This window comes from Kribbella sp. NPDC023972, assembly GCF_040639075.1.
In the GTDB taxonomy this organism is placed as follows: domain Bacteria; phylum Actinomycetota; class Actinomycetes; order Propionibacteriales; family Kribbellaceae; genus Kribbella.
Genome location: NZ_JBEZZH010000008.1, coordinates 132,182 through 149,261, shown reverse-complemented (window position 1 = coordinate 149,261; position 17,080 = coordinate 132,182). Strand labels below are relative to the sequence as shown.

Below are 17,080 nucleotides of genomic sequence, written 5' to 3'. Positions count from 1 at the left end.
CACCGCACCGACCAGCACCATCACGCAGCGGAGCCCGCGATACCACACTCACTTCTCCACCCAAACCAACGCCGGCGGGACTGCTCACGGCGCAATCCCGGGGGGCGGGGGGCTGTGGCACAGGGGTGTGGTCCGGGGGCTACGGTCCGGGGGAACTGCGGTCCGGGGGCTGTGGATGGGGTGGCGGACACCAACCCCGCCGACTACCGGGGCGTTGACCACCCTCCGGCCACCCGGGACAGGCTATTTCCTATCCCAGCCCCCGACGTCCTGTTCAAGCCCCCACATCGGGTCCACCCCCACGTCCTGTCCCCCGTCCTGTCCCACCCCCCAACGCCCTGGCCCTCTCCCCAAGTCCTGCTGAAGCCCCCGCCTCACGGCAGGTGGGCGCAGTGGACGTCCAAGTCCCACAGGATGACCGACAGCGCATACGGGCTGATCGTGTGGTCGCCGTGGGTGGCGTCTTCCAGCAGCTCCCAGTGACCGTTGGACTCGTTGCTCACGGCATCGGTGCCGATCAGCGTGATCCGCTGCCGTACGACGGCCTCGTACGAACGATGCCCAACACCGTTGAAGCAGCAGTCGTCGAAGCGGTTCAGAATCTGCATCTGCCGGCGGTGACGCCCGACCGAGCCGAGCGCATAGATGTCCGGGAAGTCGGCGAGCCCGTAGAACCCCGGCTGCTTGTCCGCCCGCTGTTCCCAGTCGCCCCGGGTCGGGCTCGGCTTCGGCGACCCCGGCCGGACGAAGAACGGCAGTGAGCCGGCGGTCGGATACGACCGGGTGATCCGCGGATCCAGCGCCGGGTAGATCGTCGTCGCCCACCCACCACCGGACAGGCCGATCATCTGCACCGACGACGGCCGGTACGTCGCCTCCACGTGGTTCATCGCGACCGCGAGCGGCTCCAGGAACAGCGCCAGCGGTGAGTACGACGCCGACTCCCACAGATTGAGATCGTTGTGCGACGGCTGCTGCTGCACCGTCGGATCAACCGGATCCTGCAGCGTCTTCGGGTTCCAGTGGTAGAACGGCATCGCGAACAGCAGCACGACGTATCCATGGTCCAGCAAACCCTGCGTCACCCGCTGCAACGTGTCGAGCGGTTCGCCATGCCCGTTGTGGTAGAACGCGACCCGGCGGTGCGTGCGCTGTACCGGCTCCACTACGAAGACACTGGCGACATACCCGAACGGCATCGCCACCTCGAGCCGGTCATATCGCCGTACGCCGGTCAACGCGGGCAACTCGGCCGGTACGCCGACATCCCGGCGTACGGTCGGAAGCCCAGTCGGCAACACACCAGTGTCCTTCCACACCTGCGCGACGAGCTGTGGACGCAAGGCCTCCGCGTCGGCCGCGGTGTGGATCTTCATCAGGTCCTCGACGTCGACGCCGACGACTACCTGCGGCAGCGTCTTGTACGCCGCACTGTGCGCCGCCGCGATCTCGGCGTTCACCGGAGCGACCGGCCGAGGTGCCGGATGCGGGCGCACGCCGGTCGGCGCATCGGGCGTAGTGGACGTGCCCGGTGTGTCAGCGGCGGCCGCCGTTGCCGGCCAGCCAGTGGCGGCCGCGGTGGGCAGGCCGGCAGCGAGGGCGCCGAGGAGGGTCCTGCGGTTGACAGGGTTCATGAGGGTTCACCTTTCGGGGCGGGGGACGACCGGCTGCCAGCCGCTGAACACGTTCGACGGGTCGCGCAGCCAGGCCGCCTCGTCGTCACTGAGTTGCCGGGAGCACGCCAGCCGCGCGCTGGTGTCGAGCGGCCGGCCGGACAGGTCGGTACTGCGGTACTCCCAGAACCGGACCTGACCGGCGGCCGCGCAGTCGTTGGGGTTGGTGATCTGGAAGCCCACCTTCTTCACGTGGGCGTCCATAGCGGAGTCGATGAACACGACCTGGCTGGTCGGGAACCTGTTCAGCTCCACTCGGCCGAGAAACACGCTGTCGTCGGGTACGTCGGGATCGCGGGTCAACCGCACGTTCACGAAGATGTTGCCCGGCCCGTTGTCGCTGTTGCGGACCTGGTTGTAGTAGCCCTCGTGCAGCGCCTTCAGCTCCGAGTTCTGGATGAAGACGCCGCCGGTTCCCCAGACGAAGTCGACGTCCCCCTCGATATAGCTGTCGGTCACGAACCCCTTGCCCTGCAGCCGCAGACTGTCCTGGTACCCGAGGATCCGGACCCGCCCGAGCACGATCCGCTCGCCGTTGCCCCGGAACGCCTCGGCCTGCGATCCGCGGTACGGCGTCAGGTTCTGCACGGTCGCATCGGTCAGGGTGAAGTCGTCGGCGTCGACCCCGAACGCGGCCCGCCAGCAGTTGAAGCGGTCCGGCTGGGCGAGCACGCGGCGCGGGCAGTACGCCTGCTCGATCGGCACTCCTGCCATCGCGTAGTCGCCGTTCAGCAGGTTGTTGTTCGGGTAGCCGATGACCGTCCGGCCCGCGCCGGATCCGACGATCGTGATCCCCGGCTTGGTCTGCGGAACGTACACGAGCTCGCGATAGAAGCCCGGGGCGACGTCGATCCGGGACTCGTGACCCTCGGCCACGAAGTCGATCGCGCCTTGGACCGTGCAGAAGTCCCCAGCGCGGCCAACCGTGAGCCTGCTGTCCGTCGCTGGATCGTGGCGGGTCCGGAACCTCCAGCTCGACGGGCCGGCGATGCCCGGGTGACCGACGACGAACCCGGGGTCGACGGTCACGTAGTACACCTGACCGGGCCCCAGTCGCTGATGCGGATGGATCGAGACCGTGCCACCGTCGACCGTGACCGCCTGATACGTCCAGGTGTGCAACTGCCCGAAGTCGGAGCGGGCGCCACCGATGAACCGCCGGTACGACGTGAGGTCGGCGAGATCGATCGTGTCGACGACCTCGCCGCCGGCCCGGTGGATCCGGAGCTTGCCCTGGACACCGAGTTGCACCGGTCCGTGGAACGTCAGTTTGAGCGAGGTGTCCGAGCAGGTGGCGTCCGGCGTCCCTTGCGGCGACAGCTTCGGAGTGCTCGGACCTGCGGTCGCCCAGCCGGTGAGGTGTTCGAGCACCTTCGTGAGCTTGGCGGCGGCGACCTGGTGGCCCTTGACGTTCGGGTGCGTACTGCCGTTGTAGTCGTCCGCGCCGAGCCAGCCGGTCGTCTCGACGTACACGATCCTGCGATCCTCGGTCGCCACGACCGCCGCCTTGATGTCGGCGGCATGGGTCCCGTTGAAGGGGCGCATGGCAACGATCAGGCTGCGCGGGTTCGCGGCCCGGATCTGGCGGAGATAGGCGAGGTACGCCGGCGTGAACTCGCTGCTCGGGTACGGCGCGTCGTTCGTGCCGAAGTTGACCACGACGGCGCCGGGGTCGAACGGGGCGGCCGGGAAGCCCGCCAGGTTCCAGCCGAACGACTCCGCCGCGGTGCCGACGTTGCCGTGACCGGGCTGGATGATGCCCTGTTTGCCGAAGCCGACCTGATTCGTGTCGGCACCGAACGCCTTGCCGACCAGGTGCGCGTAGCTCTTCGTACCGTCGGCGCAGTCGACACCGAGCCGCGGGCAGAGCGCCATCACGCCCTGCGTGATCGAGTCGCCGTAGAACTCCAGGCGATGCTCGGCCTCGGTCGGCAGCGGGATGAGCGTGGCCGCCGGGGCGAGCTCGATCTTCTCGAGGACGACGCCGGACTGCAACGGGACGATCCACCGGTTCGCGTATTCGTCGACGTCCTTGACCAGGATCTCGGCCGTATGGGCAACACTCGGGTCGAGCCCTTCGACGAAGACCTTGTGGTCCTCGTCGACCTTGACCAGGACGGGTTCGGCCCGGTCGACGGAGACGTAGAGCTGGGCGGGCGCGGTGATCGACGCGGTATCGAACCAGGCGCCGAGCCGGTCGCCGGTGAAGCGGAAGCGCAGCGACGAGCCGGAGTTCACCGTGATCGCCACGTCGTCGTCGCGGCCCCAGTGCCCGTCGAGCTCGATCCGCGGGTCGAACGGGCCGAACGTCGCCGGGTTCGCGGCGGCCGTCGCCGTACCGGGCGGTGCGAGGTAGACGCCGAGCCCGAGGATCATGGCCACGCAGACGATGGCGGCGTAGGAACGGGTGGGACGCGGGTGGGAGGGGTTTCTCACGTGGTCTCCTCGCGCGGACCGCCGGGAGGAGAAGCCCGGGGCGGTGGGCGGGTAATCCTTTTCCTCGGCTACCGTCGCAGCGCGGCGAGGCCGCGTCAAGACCTCGTCCGAGACAAGTTGGCCCGAAAGAGGAAAAGGTTTACACACGTGCGGTGGCAGCGAATCGGGCGGTGGCGTGGTCCAATGAGCCGGTGAGAAAGTCGACCAGGGATCGCGCCGGCCGGGCCACGATCCACGACGTGGCGCGGCTCGCGGAGGTTTCGACGGCGACCGTGTCCCGGGTGCTCAGCGGCGGCAAGCCGGTCTCGGAGCAGGTCGCTGAGCGGGTGCGGGCGGCCGCGCAGGAGGTCGGCTACCGGCCGAATCCGGCAGCCCAGACGCTGCTGCGCGGCAGCAGCCAGACGATCGGGGTGGTCGCGCCCGATCTCGGCAACCCGTACTTCGCCGAGATCCTCAAGGGCATCGCGGCCGAAGCCGCCGCCGACGCCAACCACACGCTCGTTGCCGGGACCGACGAGGACCCGGAGCGGGAGTACCGCTCGGCGATCGAGCTCGCCCGCTGGGTCGACGGACTGTTGCTGTGCGCGCCACGGATGAGCGCGCCGCGGCTGAAGGAGGTCGCCGCGGCCAGCCGCAAGCTTGTGCTGATCAACCGGGTACTGCGGCATCCGTCGGTGGGAGCTGTGGTCGTCGACTATCACCACGGCGTACGGCAGCTGTGTGAGCACCTCGGGTCACTCGGCCACCAGCGGATCGTCTACCTGGAAGGTCCGCCGAACGCTTGGTCCGACCAGCAACGGCAACGCGGCTTCCGGACCGCCGAGGCAGCGGGCCAGACCATCATCCGCGTCCCGTGCGGCTCGGCGCTGCGTGATGGGTACGACGCGGTCGACGAGGCGCTCACCCATCGACCGACCGCGCTGATCGCCTTCAACGACCACGTGGCCGTCGGAGTCCTCAGTCGTCTCCGCGAGTTGGGCGTGACCGTCCCGGACGACCTCTCGGTGGCCGGCATCGACGACGCGCCGATGAGCGCCCACACCGACCCCGGCCTCACGACGTACGCCGTTTCAACGGTCGAGCTGGGCCGTCAGGCCTGGCAACACTTCAACCCGGCGGCCCCGAACAACACCACCCACCTCACCGGTGAGCTGGTTGTCCGAGGCTCCACGGCCCGTCCTCCGCGCCGCCGCCGTACCCCTCAAGCCTGAGCAGTGAAGCTGTAGCGGCCCGAGCCCACCCGGCACACCAACGTGTGGTCCGCGGACTCCAGCACGTCGACCTCCTCCTGCTCAGCGATCGGGCGTTTGGACTCCCGGACCGACTCCGCATCGCTCGTCGGCACGTGCACGGTCGCGGTCGCACCCGGGGGAATCATCACATCGAAGGTGAGAGACCCGTCGGCGAGCTCCCACCGCGTGGACACCCTGCCGGTGGGTGTGTCGTACGCACCCTCGGCCCAGGTCAGCCGACCACCCGGCCGGGGCCTGATCACCAGCTCACGGAAGGCGATCGAGTCCTCAGCCTGGTCGATGCCGGCGACATCGCCGTACAGCCAGGCCCCGACCGACCCGAGTGAGTAGTGGTTGAACGAGTTCATCGCCACCGGACCGAACCCGTTCTCCTCGGTCCATCCGTCCCAGCGCTCCCAGATCGTCGTCGCGCCATGCCGGATCGAGTATCCCCAGGACGGGTACCGGTCATCGTGCAACAAGTCGTACGCCAGCTCGACATGCCCGTACTTGGCCAGGATCGGGCACAGCAAGGCCACACCCGCGAACCCGGTCGTCAACGACCGGCCCCGCCGCTCCAGATCGGCGACCAGGTGCTTCACCGCCGCCTGCTCGTACTCCTCCGGCAGCAGCCCGAAAGCCAAGGGCAACAAGTACCCGGTCTGCGTGTCGCCCCGAACCTTGCCCTCGGCATCCACGAACTCCCGGACGAACGCGGCCCCGATCCGCTCGCGCAGCTCGCCGTACGCCGCCGCCTCGTCGTCCAACCCGATCACCCGTGCCGCCGCCGCGGTGAGCTCGGCACTCCGAGCGAAGTACGCCGTCGCGAGCACATCACGATCCGTCCGTACGCCGACCTGCAGCCAGTCGCCGTAGTGCCCGCTGGTCCGCTTGCGCCAGATCAGATCCGGATTCGCCGCGTGCACGTAGTCGACCCACCGGCGCATCGTCGGCCACGCCTGCCGTAGGACGCGCTCGTCGCCGTACGTCCGGTACAGCGTCCACGGGACGATCGTCGCGGCGTCCGCCCAGGCAGGCGTGCCGTGCCTGCCGGTGATGAGGTGCGGGATGACGTCCGGGATCGCGCCTTCATCAGTCTGGGCGACGGCGAGATCACCGAGCCAGTTGTCGAAGAACGTCAGCACATCGGCCTGGTATGCCGCGGTCGGCAGGAAGATCTGTGCGTCCGCGGTCCAGCCGAGGCGTTCGTCGCGCTGCGGGCAGTCGGTCGGGACGCTGACGAAGTTGCCGCGCTGCCCCCAGCGGATGTTGCTCAGCAACCGGTTCACGCCGGCATCGGAGCACTCGAACCGCCCGGCGACCGGGGTGTCCGAGTGCAGCGCCCGCCCGGTGACGTCGTCCGTGGTCAGCTCGCCCGAGTAGCCGTCGATCTCGACGTACCGAAACCCGTGCACGGTGAACATCGGCTCGAAGAACTCCTCGGCGCGGCCGGCGCTGACGTAGTAGTCCGTCGCGTCCGCGGTCCGGAGGTTAGCGGTGTAGAGCTCGCCGTCGGACTCCAGCATCTCGCCGTGCCGCAGCCGGATCCGGTCACCGGCGGCGGCACCGCGAATCCGGAGCCGGACGCGACCGGCGATGTTCTGGCCGAGGTCGACGATGTAACGGTTGCCCTCGAGGCGAGTCACCGAGACGGCCGGCAGATCCTCCGTCACCCGGACCGGTTCGGTGCTTGCGGCAACTAATGTCGATATGTCCGCTCCGACGTCGCCGGCCGGCGCCCAGTCGGTGGCGTCGTACCCGGGGCTCGCCCAGTCGCCCAGCCCGAGGCGGGCGTCGTACGACTCGCCCATCAGCAGGTCGGCGAAGCGCAGGGGTCCGGTGCGCTCCACCCAGCGGCTGTCGGTTGCGATGACCGTCTGCGAGCCGTCTGTGTGGTCGACGACGAGTTGTGCGAGCAGCTGCGGCTTCTTGCCGTAGTGGTGAGCCTGGCTGCGGGTGTCCCAGCCGACGTACCCGGACCACCAGCCCTCGCCGAGCACTGCGCCAAGCACGTTCTCACCCTCGTGCAGCAGGTCTGTGACGTCGTACGTCTGGTAGGCAAGGCGGTAGCGGTAGTCGGTCCAGCCGGGAGTCAGCTCGTCATTGCCTACGCGCTCGCCGTTGGCGCTCAGCTGGTAGAGCCCGTGCGCGGTCGCATAGACCCGCGCTCTGCTGACAGGCTTCGTGAGCTCGAATGATCGGCGGTAGTAGCGCGGTGCCGCAAGTGTGGCGGAGCGTTCCGAGCGAGGCTCGTCCCGGTCGACGGGTGGCTCGAAGTACGGGTCGGTGTCGTAGTCGTGCTCGATCCAGCGCGCCTGCCACTCGTCCGGGTGAAAGATGCAGGTGGCGAACGTAGCCGACGCCTGACACACCTTGCCGGACGCGTCACGGACCTCCAGCCGCCACACGTAGTCGGTGAGCGACGTCAGCGGTGCACCCCCGTGGTCGACGTACGTCTGCTCGTCGGCGCGCCAGCCGCTGTCCCACACCTGTACGCCGTCGCGCTGGATCCGCACGCGGAACGCGTCCTGACGGTCGCCACGCACCGGCGACGCCAGGCGCCAACTCAACCGCGGCCGGTTGGTCCCGATGCTGAGCGGCTCGACCCGGTGCTCACAGCGCAGGTCGTACGGCGTGAGAGCCGGGACGCTGGGTGGATCGGTCAGCAGCCAACCTGTTGTCACCAGGACCACTCCGTTTCGGGTCGGTGGAGCTCGTAGTCACGCAGACCGCCGGCGTGTTCCGGGCGGTCGCCGTACATGGGCCGGGACCGGCCGGGCGGGTCGATCGCGATCACGTCGTCGCCTCGCCAGGTGGTCCGGAACTCGTTGCCTGCCGCCAGCTCGGTGGTGGTGTGCTCGACCATCGGGAAGGTCACCACGATCCGCTCGCCCTGGTGTGGTTTCGGGATGGACAGGTAGCCGTCAGGGGCCCAGATCCGCTCAGCACCCGTGCGCTCCTCGTCACCACGCTGGAGCCTGAGGCGCGCGTACCCGGCCCACTCGGGCACTCTCAGGCGGAGCTCCTCGACCGGCTCGTTGACGATCAGCTCCACCTTGCCTTCGACCGGTAGGTGGCTCAGTACGTCGACCGTGTGGTGGGCACGGGTGAACAGCAGGTTGACTCTGGTCAGTGTGCTGTCGCCGGTGACGATGCTGTTCCACGCCCAGAACAGGCCGCGTACGCCGGAGCCGACACAGCAGGCCTGGACGTCGTTGGTGTGCCCGCGGCCGAGTGGTACGTCGGACACGTAGTCGTTCGGAGCGCCGTATCCACAGAACGCGCCCAGGACGCGCTCACCCACGTCGACGTACGTCCGCCAGCCCACCTCGTCGTGGGATCGGTCGGGGGCGGACTCGACCCAGCTCACGTCACGCAACTGCGACGCGGCCAGGTGGTTGCGGACGAACCGCTCCACCACCGACCAGTACGACGTGAGCCCGCTGCCGGCCAGCGTCGTACCGAGGCCGATGAGGTCGACGAGTGAACAGGTCTCGTGCTCGTAGCGCTGGTCGGCGAGGTCGCCCGGAGTCCAGCCGAACCGGGTGGCTTGGGCGAGCACCCAGTCGTAGCTGCGCCGGGTGAACTCGGTCAAGCCATGGTCGCCGGTGTGCCTGGCCAGGCGAGCCAAGCCTTCGAGTGTGCCGACCCGGGTGTGGAAGTGGCCGCTGCGGTAGGCGCGGGCCGGGTTGAAGCTGCCATCGGGCAGGTACACGCCGCTCTTGTCGACGATGAGGCAGGCGAACCACTCGCACAGCTCCAGCGCGTCCTGGTTGCCGGTCGCCTGGTGGTAGCGCAGCAACGGCATGATCAGGCGGCCGGAGAACGACGCGGGGTCAGGCGCCAGGTGCAGATCGATCGCGTTGGCGGACGGCCAGCCTTCGCCGGTGTACTCCGAGGCGGGGTAGAACCAGACGTCGCGTTCCTTGATCGCGATCCGCTTGAGCGCTGCGACCTGCTTGTCCGCGGCGTGCTTGGCTGCCGGATCGCCGGTGGCGACGACGGTGGTCGTGAGTGCGAGCAGGGTGGCGCGCTGGTCGATCAGGTTGGCGTTCGCCTTCCAGTGGCCGCGGGGGTGTTCGCGGCGGTAGGTGAGGCCGTCGTCCTGCAGGAGCTCGAACAGGGTCTGCCGATAGCGGTCGGCGATCTTCTCCCACTGCGGATCCCAGTCCCGGGCACCGGTCATCTGCCGGCTGAGCAGGATCGCGTCGGTGAGCCTCCCGTGGCTGGAGCCGTAGTCCCAGTCTCCGTGGTCGAGCCGGGCAGGACGGGCGAGCAGGTTCGCGCTGAAGAACGGGATGCCGTCCAGGTCGTCGTCGGCCAGGCCGGTCACCGCGTTCATCGCCAGCGCGGCCCGCTCCTCGAGCAGCAGGGTCGCCGGGATCGTTGCCATGGGGAAAACCTTTACCCTCGGAACGGGCGATGTCAACGCTCTATCCACAGGCTGGCGGATCCGCCTTGTTTTCTTGACGTTTGCGGGCGGAGACTGACTGCGTCGTTTTCGAAGGAGGACGCTGATGAGAGCAGCTGTGCTGCAGGAGCCGCGACAGGTTGTCGTGGTCGACGTACCGGATCCGGTGGTGGATGGCGAGGTGCTGCTCCGGATGCGCGCGGTCGGGTTGTGCGGATCGGATCTGCACACTTGGCGGGGGCATCATCCGTTCCGGAAACCGCCGGTGGTGCTGGGGCATGAGGGTGCGGGTGAAGTGGTGTCATCGGCCGATCCCGCCTTCAGCGCGGGCGACCGGGTCGCCGTACTGCCTGCGCTGTCGTGCTGGGAGTGCAGACGTTGTGAGGCCGGTCATCCACATCTCTGTGCCGACAAGCGGGTGCCTGGTGGCGGATGGCCGGGGATGCTCAGCGAGTACTTCGCTGCTCCAGCCCGGGTGCTGGTGCCGTTGGGTGACGGGATCGGGTACGACGAGGGCGCCTTGATCGAGCCGTTGGCCGTGGCTTGGCACTGCACGGGCGGTGGTTCGGTGAGCGCCGGGGACTCGGTGGCGGTGCTCGGTGGCGGTCCGATCGGAAGCCTGCTCGCTGCGGTGAGCCAGATCCGTGGAGCCGCGACCGTGCTGGTGAGTGATGTGAAGGCCTACAACCGTGACTTCCTTGGCCGGCAAGGCGTGCCGCACGTCGTGGACCCTTCCGCGGACAACCTGCCCGCAGTAGGCGCTGACCTCACCGGCGACGGGTTCGACGTCGTCGTGGTCGCGTCCGGTCATCCGAGTTGCCTGGCCGAGGCGTTGGCGTTGGCTCGACCTCGCGGCCGCGTCGTACTGCTGCCGATGTTCGCCGACGCTCTGTCCGTCGATCTCAACCCTGCCGTCCTCAAGGAGATCACCATTCAGGGCTCGACGATCTACACTCCAGCCGACTTCCGGTCCGCCGCCCGGCTGGTGAACGACCGCCTGCTCGACGTACGCCCGTACATCACCGATGTCGTCCCGCTCGACCGGACTCCTGAGGTGCTGACAGCCATCGACGCCGGTGCCGATCACCTCAAGATCCAGATTGACCCGACCCGATGAACGGCCGGTCCGAGGTGGTGGCGACGTACCTGGTGGAGAGTTATCTGCCGCTGGAGGACGCCGCGGAGGTGATCGCGGGTGAGCAGTCGACGGGGACGTTCGTGGCGGTCGCGCGGGAGACTGCCCAACTGCGGGAGCGGTTCGCGGCCCGGGTGGTGGCGGTCGAGGAGTTGCCGCCGACCGATCATAGCGACCTTCCAGGGGTGATCCGGCCGTCCGGGGCTCGGCGTCGCAGTGGGCGGGTGCGGATCGCGTTCGGGTTGGAGAACTTCGGTCCCTCGTTGCCGAACCTGCTGGCCGCCGTGGCTGGCAACCTGTTCGAGCTCAGGCAGGTGGCCGGCATCCGGCTGCTGGACCTCGACCTGCCGTCCGAGTTCGCCGCACGTTATCCGGGGCCGAGGTTTGGCGTGCGTGGTACGCGTGGGCTGTTGCGGCGGCCGGGTGGCGTGTTGCTGGGGACGATCGTGAAGCCCAGCATCGGGTTGCCGGTCGAGGAGCTGCGGCTCGTCGTCCGCGAGCTGGCCGAGGCGGGGATCGACTTCATCAAGGACGACGAGCTGATGGGCAATCCGGCACACTCACCGCTGGCGGATCGCGTTGCCGTGGTGACCGAGGAGCTGGACAAGGTGGCCGCGCGGACCGGACGACGGCCGATGTACGCGTTCAACATCACCGACGACCTCGACCGGATGGCGGCCAACCACGACCTCGTCCGCGCGGCCGGCGGCACCTGCGTGATGGTCTGCGTGAATCTGGTCGGTCTCGCCGGTCTCGCGTGGTTGCGAGAGCGGTGCGAGCTGCCGATCCACGGACACCGCGCGATGACGGGTGTGTTCACCAGAGCACCGGGCTTGGGCATCGACTTCGTCGCCTGGTCGAAGTTGGCGCGGCTGGCGGGCGCTGATCACCTGCACACGAACGGCTTGTCCAACAAGTTCTACGAGACCGACGAGGAGGTCGTCCGCTCGATCGCCGCGGTCCGGCAACCCTTGTTCGGCGGCTACTCAACCCTCCCCGTCCTCTCTTCAGGCCAGTGGCCAGGCCTCGCCCCCGAGACCTACCGCCGGGCCGCCACCACAGACCTCCTGGTCCTGGCCGGCGGCGGCATCCACGGCCACCCCGACGGCCCCGCCGCCGGAGTCCAAGCAATGCGCACAGCCTGGACGTGCGCAGTCGAAGGCAAGGACCTGGACGCCGCCGCGCACACAGAACCAGCCCTACGACGCGCACTAGAAACCTTCGGACCCCGTCGTGCTTGACGCCGCGTTCGACGGAGACGGAGCTGACCATGCTTGAGGCTGCGTTCTACGGAGACGGAGAAGGAGCTGACCATGCTTGAGGCTGCGTTCTACGGAGACGACTTCACCGGCTCAACGGACGCTCTGCTGCAGTTCCAGCGGTGCGGACTACGGTCGGTTCTGCTGGTGGATCTCCCCCCGGCCGGCGAGCTGCACGACCTGGCAAGCCGCTACGACGTGATCGGAGTAGCCGGGATCGCGCGATCGCTCGGTCCCGACGAGCAGGAGGCGGAAATCCGTCCGATTCTGACCGCGCTGCGCGATCTGGGTCCACACGTCGTCCAGTACAAGATCTGCTCAACAGCCGATTCCTCACCACACCTCGGCAGCATCGGCCGCGCACTGGAAGTCGGCCGCTCGATCTTCGGCCCCACCGTCGTACCGATACTCGCAGCCCAACCGGAGCTCGGCCGCTACACCGTCTTCAGCCACCACTTCGCCGCCGAGGCCGGCACGATCCACCGCCTGGACCGCCAACCCACCATGGCGAACCACCCCGCCACCCCCATGCCCGAGTCGGACCTCCGCCGCCACCTCGCCCACCAAACCACCCTCACCATGGGCGCCCTCCACCTCACGTCCTACGCCGACCTCCCCCACAGCTACTACGCCAGTGCTTCCGACCACGCCCTCATCCTCGACGCCCTGACCGACACCGACCTCCGCCTCCTGGGCCAAGCCATCGTTGCGTCCAGCAACAACCGCCCACTCTTCGCCATAGGATCTGGCGGTCTCTCCCGAGCCCTGACCCTAAACCTGTCCCCCACCTCTCCGCCCAAGTCCCCCACCCCGCGCCGCCCACCGGAACAACCCACGGCCGCCCAGACCCTGGTCGTCTCAGGCAGCCATTCGCCCCACACCAGAACCCAAATCCACCACGCCGTAACCGCAGGCTGGACCGCCCTATCCCTCCACGATCCAACCCCCGCCCAAGACCAAGCCATCATCTCCCTCCAAGCCGGCACGCCCGGCATCATCATCCACACCGATAACCCCACCGCCCCCAGTAGCGGCTCCGCCGACCGGGAGTTGGTCGGGGTGTTGGGGCAGGCTCTGGCGGGGATTGTGCGGGAGGTTGTGGGCAGGACCGGGGTGCGGCGGGTGGTGATCGCTGGAGGTGATACGTCCGGCCGAGTGGTGCGCAGTCTCGGAGTCAGTGCGCTTGAGCTGGTGCCAGATGCGGACCAGCTAGGTCCCGGGACCGCGTTGTGCCTGGTCAGTAGCTCGGACCCGGCCGTGGATGGCCTGCAGGTGCTCCTGAAAGGTGGCCAGATGGGCAGCCCGGACCTGTTCGAGAGGTTCCGCCGACAAGGGCTTGGACAGGGGACATAAAAGAGGCAAGGAGAACAACATCTCCCTGCCACTTTCAGGATATAGCGCATGGGGGGACTTGCCGCAAGGCCCAGTTCGTGGCGCACAATCGTCGGCCGAAGACGGAATCTGCGGATCGAGAGTCGCGAAGATGCGGGTGTCGGTGTCGACCGGCGGTGGCCGCGAAGCTGCTGCCCGAAAGGAGCCACGGCATTGAAGCACCTGAAGACGAGTGCCTTTGACCTTCCCGACAACCTGACCGCCAAGGCAGATCCTTCGCTGATCGCCGGTGACGAGCAGCACTTCGTGGCGATCGCGGAGAGCCTCGCGCAGTCGATCGCCGATCTGTCCGAGCGCCTCAATGTTGCGCGCAAGGCACCCGGCGGCAGCGGGCAGGAGGCGCTGGATCGGGACCTGGAGATCCACCGGCTGACCGCGCGTCTGCGCGCCCTGCGCCGCTTCGGCCTGGACGTGTGTCTCGGCCACATCGTGAGCGCGGACAACCCCGAGCCTTTGTACGTCGGGCGCCTTGGCCTCACCGACAGCACCGGACGTCGGTTGCTGATCGACTGGCGCTCCCCCGCGGCTGAGCCGTTCTTCGGCGCGACCCACGCCAACCCGATGGGACTGGCGAGCCGCCGCAGGTACCGCTGGACCCACGGCCGGATCACCGACTACTGGGACGAGGTGTTCACCCCGGACGGGCTCGAAGGGCATTCCGCATCGCTCGACGACCAGTCCGCCTTCATCGCCAGCCTCGGCAGCGCCCGCTCGCCCCGGATGCGGGACGTGCTCGGCACCATCCAGGCCGACCAGGACGCGATCATCCGAACTGGTTCGCGCGGGGCGCTCGTGGTCGACGGCGGTCCGGGCACCGGCAAGACCGTCGTCGCACTCCACCGCACCGCCTACCTTTTGTACTCCGATCCGCGGCTCGGTCACCGTCGTGGCGGCGTACTGTTCGTTGGTCCGCACGAGCCCTACCTGGCGTATGTTTCCGACGTTCTCCCCAGCTTGGGTGAAGAGGGTGTGCAGACCTGCACACTGCGCGATCTTCTGCCCGAGGGAACCGCGGCGCCGGCCGAGACCGACCCGGAGGTGGCTCGACTGAAGTCGTCGGCCGACATGGTGAAGGCGATCGAGCCGGCTGTCAGGCTCTACGAGGAGCCGCCCGGCAAACCGATGACGGTCGAGACGCACTGGTCCGAAATCTGGTTGAGCGCTGCCGATTGGGCTGAGGCGTTCGGGTCAGCGGATCCTGGTACGCCGCACAACGAGGCGCGCGACCAGGTGTGGGAAGAGCTGCTGACGATCCTGATGGACAAGCACGCCGACGAGTACGACGACGATGACGTCTCGGATGAGCTGCTGCGCAGGTCCCTTCAGCAGAACGAGGATCTGGTCGATGCCTTCAGCAAAGCGTGGCCGCTGATCGAACCGACCGATCTCGTCGGCGACCTGTGGACGGTTCCGGCGTACCTGCGCAGGTGTGCGCCGTGGCTTGAACCCGATGCGGTCAAGAAGCTGCAGCGGAAGGATGCTCAGGCGTGGACGGTGTCCGATCTGCCGCTCCTGGACGCAGCGCGGCAGCGGCTCGGCGATCCGGAGGCGTCACGACGGACGCGCCGGCAACAGGCTGCCGCGGCCGCCGAACGCGAACGCATGTCCGATGTCATCGACCACATTCTCGAGGCCGATGACGACAACGAGGGCTGGGTGCCGATGTTGCGGGGGCAGGATCTGCGGGAGGCCTTGGTCGACGCGACCGCGCTGCCGACCGCCGACCCGGATCTGCTGGCGGGGCCGTTCGCGCACATTGTCGTGGACGAGGCTCAGGAGCTGACCGACGCGGAGTGGCAGATGTTGCTGCTGCGCTGCCCGTCTCGGAGCTTCACGATCGTGGGTGATCGGGCCCAGGCTCGGCATGGGTTCGCGGAGTCGTGGGAGGAACGGCTCGCGCGGGTTGGGCTCGACCGGATCAGCCTGGCGTCGCTGACCATCAACTACCGGACGCCGGAAGAGGTGATGGCGGAAGCCGAGCCGGTCATCCGCGCCGCGCTCCCGGACGCCAACGTGCCGACGTCGATCCGCCGCAGCGACCTCCCGGTCCTCCACGGATCTGTTGCCGAGCTGCGCTCGATCCTCGACGGCTGGCTCGCCGAACACGCCGACGGAGTCGCCTGCATCATCACCGCCGACGGGACGGCAGACGGTGTGGTGGGCGCATCCGGTACGGCGTCCAGAGTACGGTCGCTGACTCCGGAGTTGGCGAAGGGGCTCGAGTTCGACCTGGTCGTTCTCATCGACCCGGAGACGTACGGCGAGGGCATCGAGGGAGCCGTCGACCGCTACGTAGCCATGACCCGAGCCACCCGACAACTAGTCATCCTCACAAGCACCTGACGGCGCTGAGGTTGAAAGTCAGGGTGGATGAGGTCCGGGGGTTTAGGAGCTTCTGGGGGCGGCGGCTGTGTGGGTTGTGGTGAAGGTCAAGTGGTGGATCGGGGTTTGCGGGGATTCGCGGATTTCCAGGGTTTTCGGGGCGTGGTGAACCTGGAGGCCGGAGATGGTGATGTTGCGGAGCGTCGGGGGGTGGGAGCCGGTGAGCTCCGGATCCGCGTGGTGGGTGTCTATGAGGACTGCGGCCGCGGTGAGGGAGTCGACGGTGCAGTCTTGGAGGGTTATGTGTTCGATCAGGCCGCCGCGGTGGGAGTTGGTTTTGAGGCGCAGGGCGTGGTCGACGTGGGGGCCGGTGATGTGGAGGTCGCGGGCGAGGACGTGACGGATGCCGCCGCTGGTTTCGCTGCCGATGGTGACGGCGCCGTGGCCGGTGCCGAAGCGGCAGTTCTCGATGATGATGTTCTCGCAGGGCTGTGCGACACGGCGGCCGTCGGCGTCGCGGCCGGACTTGATCGCGATGCAGTCGTCGCCGGTGTCGAAGGAGCAGCCGCTGATGACGACGTCGCGGCAGGAGTCGGGATTGCAGCCGTCGTTGTTCGGGCCGCGGGTGTCGACGGTGATGCCGCGGATGACGATGTCGGAGCTCAGCACCGGGTGGACGACCCACATCGGGGCGTTGATGATGCGGACGTCCTCGATGCGGACGCGGCGGCAGTGGTACGGCTGGATGAAGCTGGGACGGAAGCCGTGGCCCGGTGGGAAGATCCGCTCCTCGACCGGGACGTCGTCGCGAACCATCCGCAGCAGCCGGTTCCAGTCGTCGACCGGCTTCGTGTCGCGCCACCAGGTTTCCAGGGAGGCGCCGCCGTCCAGGGTGCCGGGTCCGGTGACGGCGATGTTCACCTCGTCGTACGCGTAGATCAGTGGGGAGTGGCTGAGGCATTCGATGCCTTGCCAGCGGGTGCGCACGATCGGGTACGTCGCCGGGTCGGCGTGGAACCGCAGTGTCGCGCCGGCGGCGAGGTGCAGGTCGACGTTGCTGCGGAGGCGGAGTGGGCCGGTGAGGAACAGGCCCGCGGGGACGACGACCCGACCGCCGGTCAGCTCGCACGCCTGGATCGCGCGCCCGAGCGCCGCCGTGCAGTCGAACCCCGGCCGAGCCCCGTACTCGGTGATGAGATGCTCGGTCATCGCAGTCGCCC

10 protein-coding genes are annotated in these 17,080 nt (G+C 68.3%); 5 read left to right on the top strand and 5 right to left on the bottom strand.

Features of this window, described 5'->3' with window-relative positions; translation table 11 throughout:
* Positions 1-374: 374 nt before the first annotated feature.
* Together AB0F43_RS28930 and AB0F43_RS28925 are read right to left on the bottom strand one after the other, a co-directional pair.
* The gene (locus AB0F43_RS28930) at positions 375-1,634 is read right to left on the bottom strand and encodes a hypothetical protein (protein ID WP_360483596.1); all 1,260 of its coding nucleotides are present in this window, start codon (positions 1,632-1,634) and stop codon (positions 375-377) included.
* A 6-nt stretch (positions 1,635-1,640) separates the two neighbouring features.
* Positions 1,641-4,109, bottom strand: a complete 2,469-nt coding sequence (locus AB0F43_RS28925; protein WP_360483593.1) for a pectinesterase family protein — start codon at positions 4,107-4,109, stop codon at positions 1,641-1,643.
* Positions 4,110-4,300: 191 nt separating this feature from the next.
* On the opposite strand from AB0F43_RS28925, the gene AB0F43_RS28920 reads away from it, so the two are divergent.
* Positions 4,301-5,320, top strand: a complete 1,020-nt coding sequence (locus AB0F43_RS28920) for a LacI family DNA-binding transcriptional regulator (RefSeq protein WP_360483590.1) — start codon at positions 4,301-4,303, stop codon at positions 5,318-5,320.
* On the opposite strand, the gene AB0F43_RS28915 is transcribed toward AB0F43_RS28920, so the two are convergent.
* Complete coding sequence (locus AB0F43_RS28915; RefSeq protein WP_360483587.1) at positions 5,311-8,025, bottom strand: family 78 glycoside hydrolase catalytic domain; 2,715 nt, start codon at positions 8,023-8,025, stop codon at positions 5,311-5,313. The genes AB0F43_RS28920 and AB0F43_RS28915 overlap by 10 nt on opposite strands.
* A complete protein-coding gene (locus tag AB0F43_RS28910; protein WP_360483584.1) occupies positions 8,022-9,734 on the bottom strand; it encodes a hypothetical protein in 1,713 nt (570 codons plus the stop codon). Before AB0F43_RS28910 ends, AB0F43_RS28915 begins: the two co-directional genes overlap by 4 nt.
* A 124-nt stretch (positions 9,735-9,858) precedes the next feature.
* Here AB0F43_RS28910 and AB0F43_RS28905 point away from each other — a divergent pair, with 124 nt between their 5' ends.
* The 4 genes from AB0F43_RS28905 (at position 9,859) to helR (ending at position 15,881) form a co-directional block, all read left to right on the top strand.
* Positions 9,859-10,869, top strand: a complete 1,011-nt coding sequence (locus AB0F43_RS28905; RefSeq protein ID WP_360483581.1) for an alcohol dehydrogenase catalytic domain-containing protein — start codon at positions 9,859-9,861, stop codon at positions 10,867-10,869.
* Positions 10,866-12,128 carry a RuBisCO large subunit C-terminal-like domain-containing protein gene (locus AB0F43_RS28900; protein WP_360483578.1) on the top strand — a complete coding sequence of 421 codons (1,263 nt, stop codon included), beginning with the start codon at positions 10,866-10,868 and terminating at the stop codon, positions 12,126-12,128. The genes AB0F43_RS28905 and AB0F43_RS28900 overlap by 4 nt, the downstream gene beginning before the upstream one ends.
* A 72-nt stretch (positions 12,129-12,200) precedes the next feature.
* Entirely contained in the window at positions 12,201-13,499 is a 1,299-nt protein-coding gene (locus AB0F43_RS28895; RefSeq protein ID WP_360483575.1) for a four-carbon acid sugar kinase family protein, read from the top strand.
* A 192-nt stretch (positions 13,500-13,691) separates the two neighbouring features.
* Entirely contained in the window at positions 13,692-15,881 is a 2,190-nt protein-coding gene (gene helR, locus AB0F43_RS28890) for an RNA polymerase recycling motor ATPase HelR (RefSeq protein WP_360483572.1), read from the top strand.
* A 42-nt stretch (positions 15,882-15,923) separates the two neighbouring features.
* On the opposite strand, the gene AB0F43_RS28885 is transcribed toward helR, so the two are convergent.
* Positions 15,924-17,069, bottom strand: a complete 1,146-nt coding sequence (locus tag AB0F43_RS28885; protein ID WP_360483569.1) for a glycoside hydrolase family 28 protein — start codon at positions 17,067-17,069, stop codon at positions 15,924-15,926.
* Positions 17,070-17,080: the final 11 nt, after the last annotated feature.

What these genes read in the sequence shown, in the direction of transcription:
- AB0F43_RS28930 (WP_360483596.1), bottom strand. Translation starts at nt 1,634, where the DNA reads ATGAACCCTGTCAACCGCAGGACCCTCCTCGGCGCCCTCGCTGCCGGC.
- AB0F43_RS28910 (WP_360483584.1), bottom strand. Translation starts at nt 9,734, where the DNA reads ATGGCAACGATCCCGGCGACCCTGCTGCTCGAGGAGCGGGCCGCGCTG.
- AB0F43_RS28905 (WP_360483581.1), top strand. Translation starts at nt 9,859, where the DNA reads ATGAGAGCAGCTGTGCTGCAGGAGCCGCGACAGGTTGTCGTGGTCGAC.
- AB0F43_RS28900 (WP_360483578.1), top strand. Translation starts at nt 10,866, where the DNA reads ATGAACGGCCGGTCCGAGGTGGTGGCGACGTACCTGGTGGAGAGTTAT.
- AB0F43_RS28895 (WP_360483575.1), top strand. Translation starts at nt 12,201, where the DNA reads ATGCTTGAGGCTGCGTTCTACGGAGACGACTTCACCGGCTCAACGGAC.
- AB0F43_RS28885 (WP_360483569.1), bottom strand. Translation starts at nt 17,069, where the DNA reads ATGACCGAGCATCTCATCACCGAGTACGGGGCTCGGCCGGGGTTCGAC.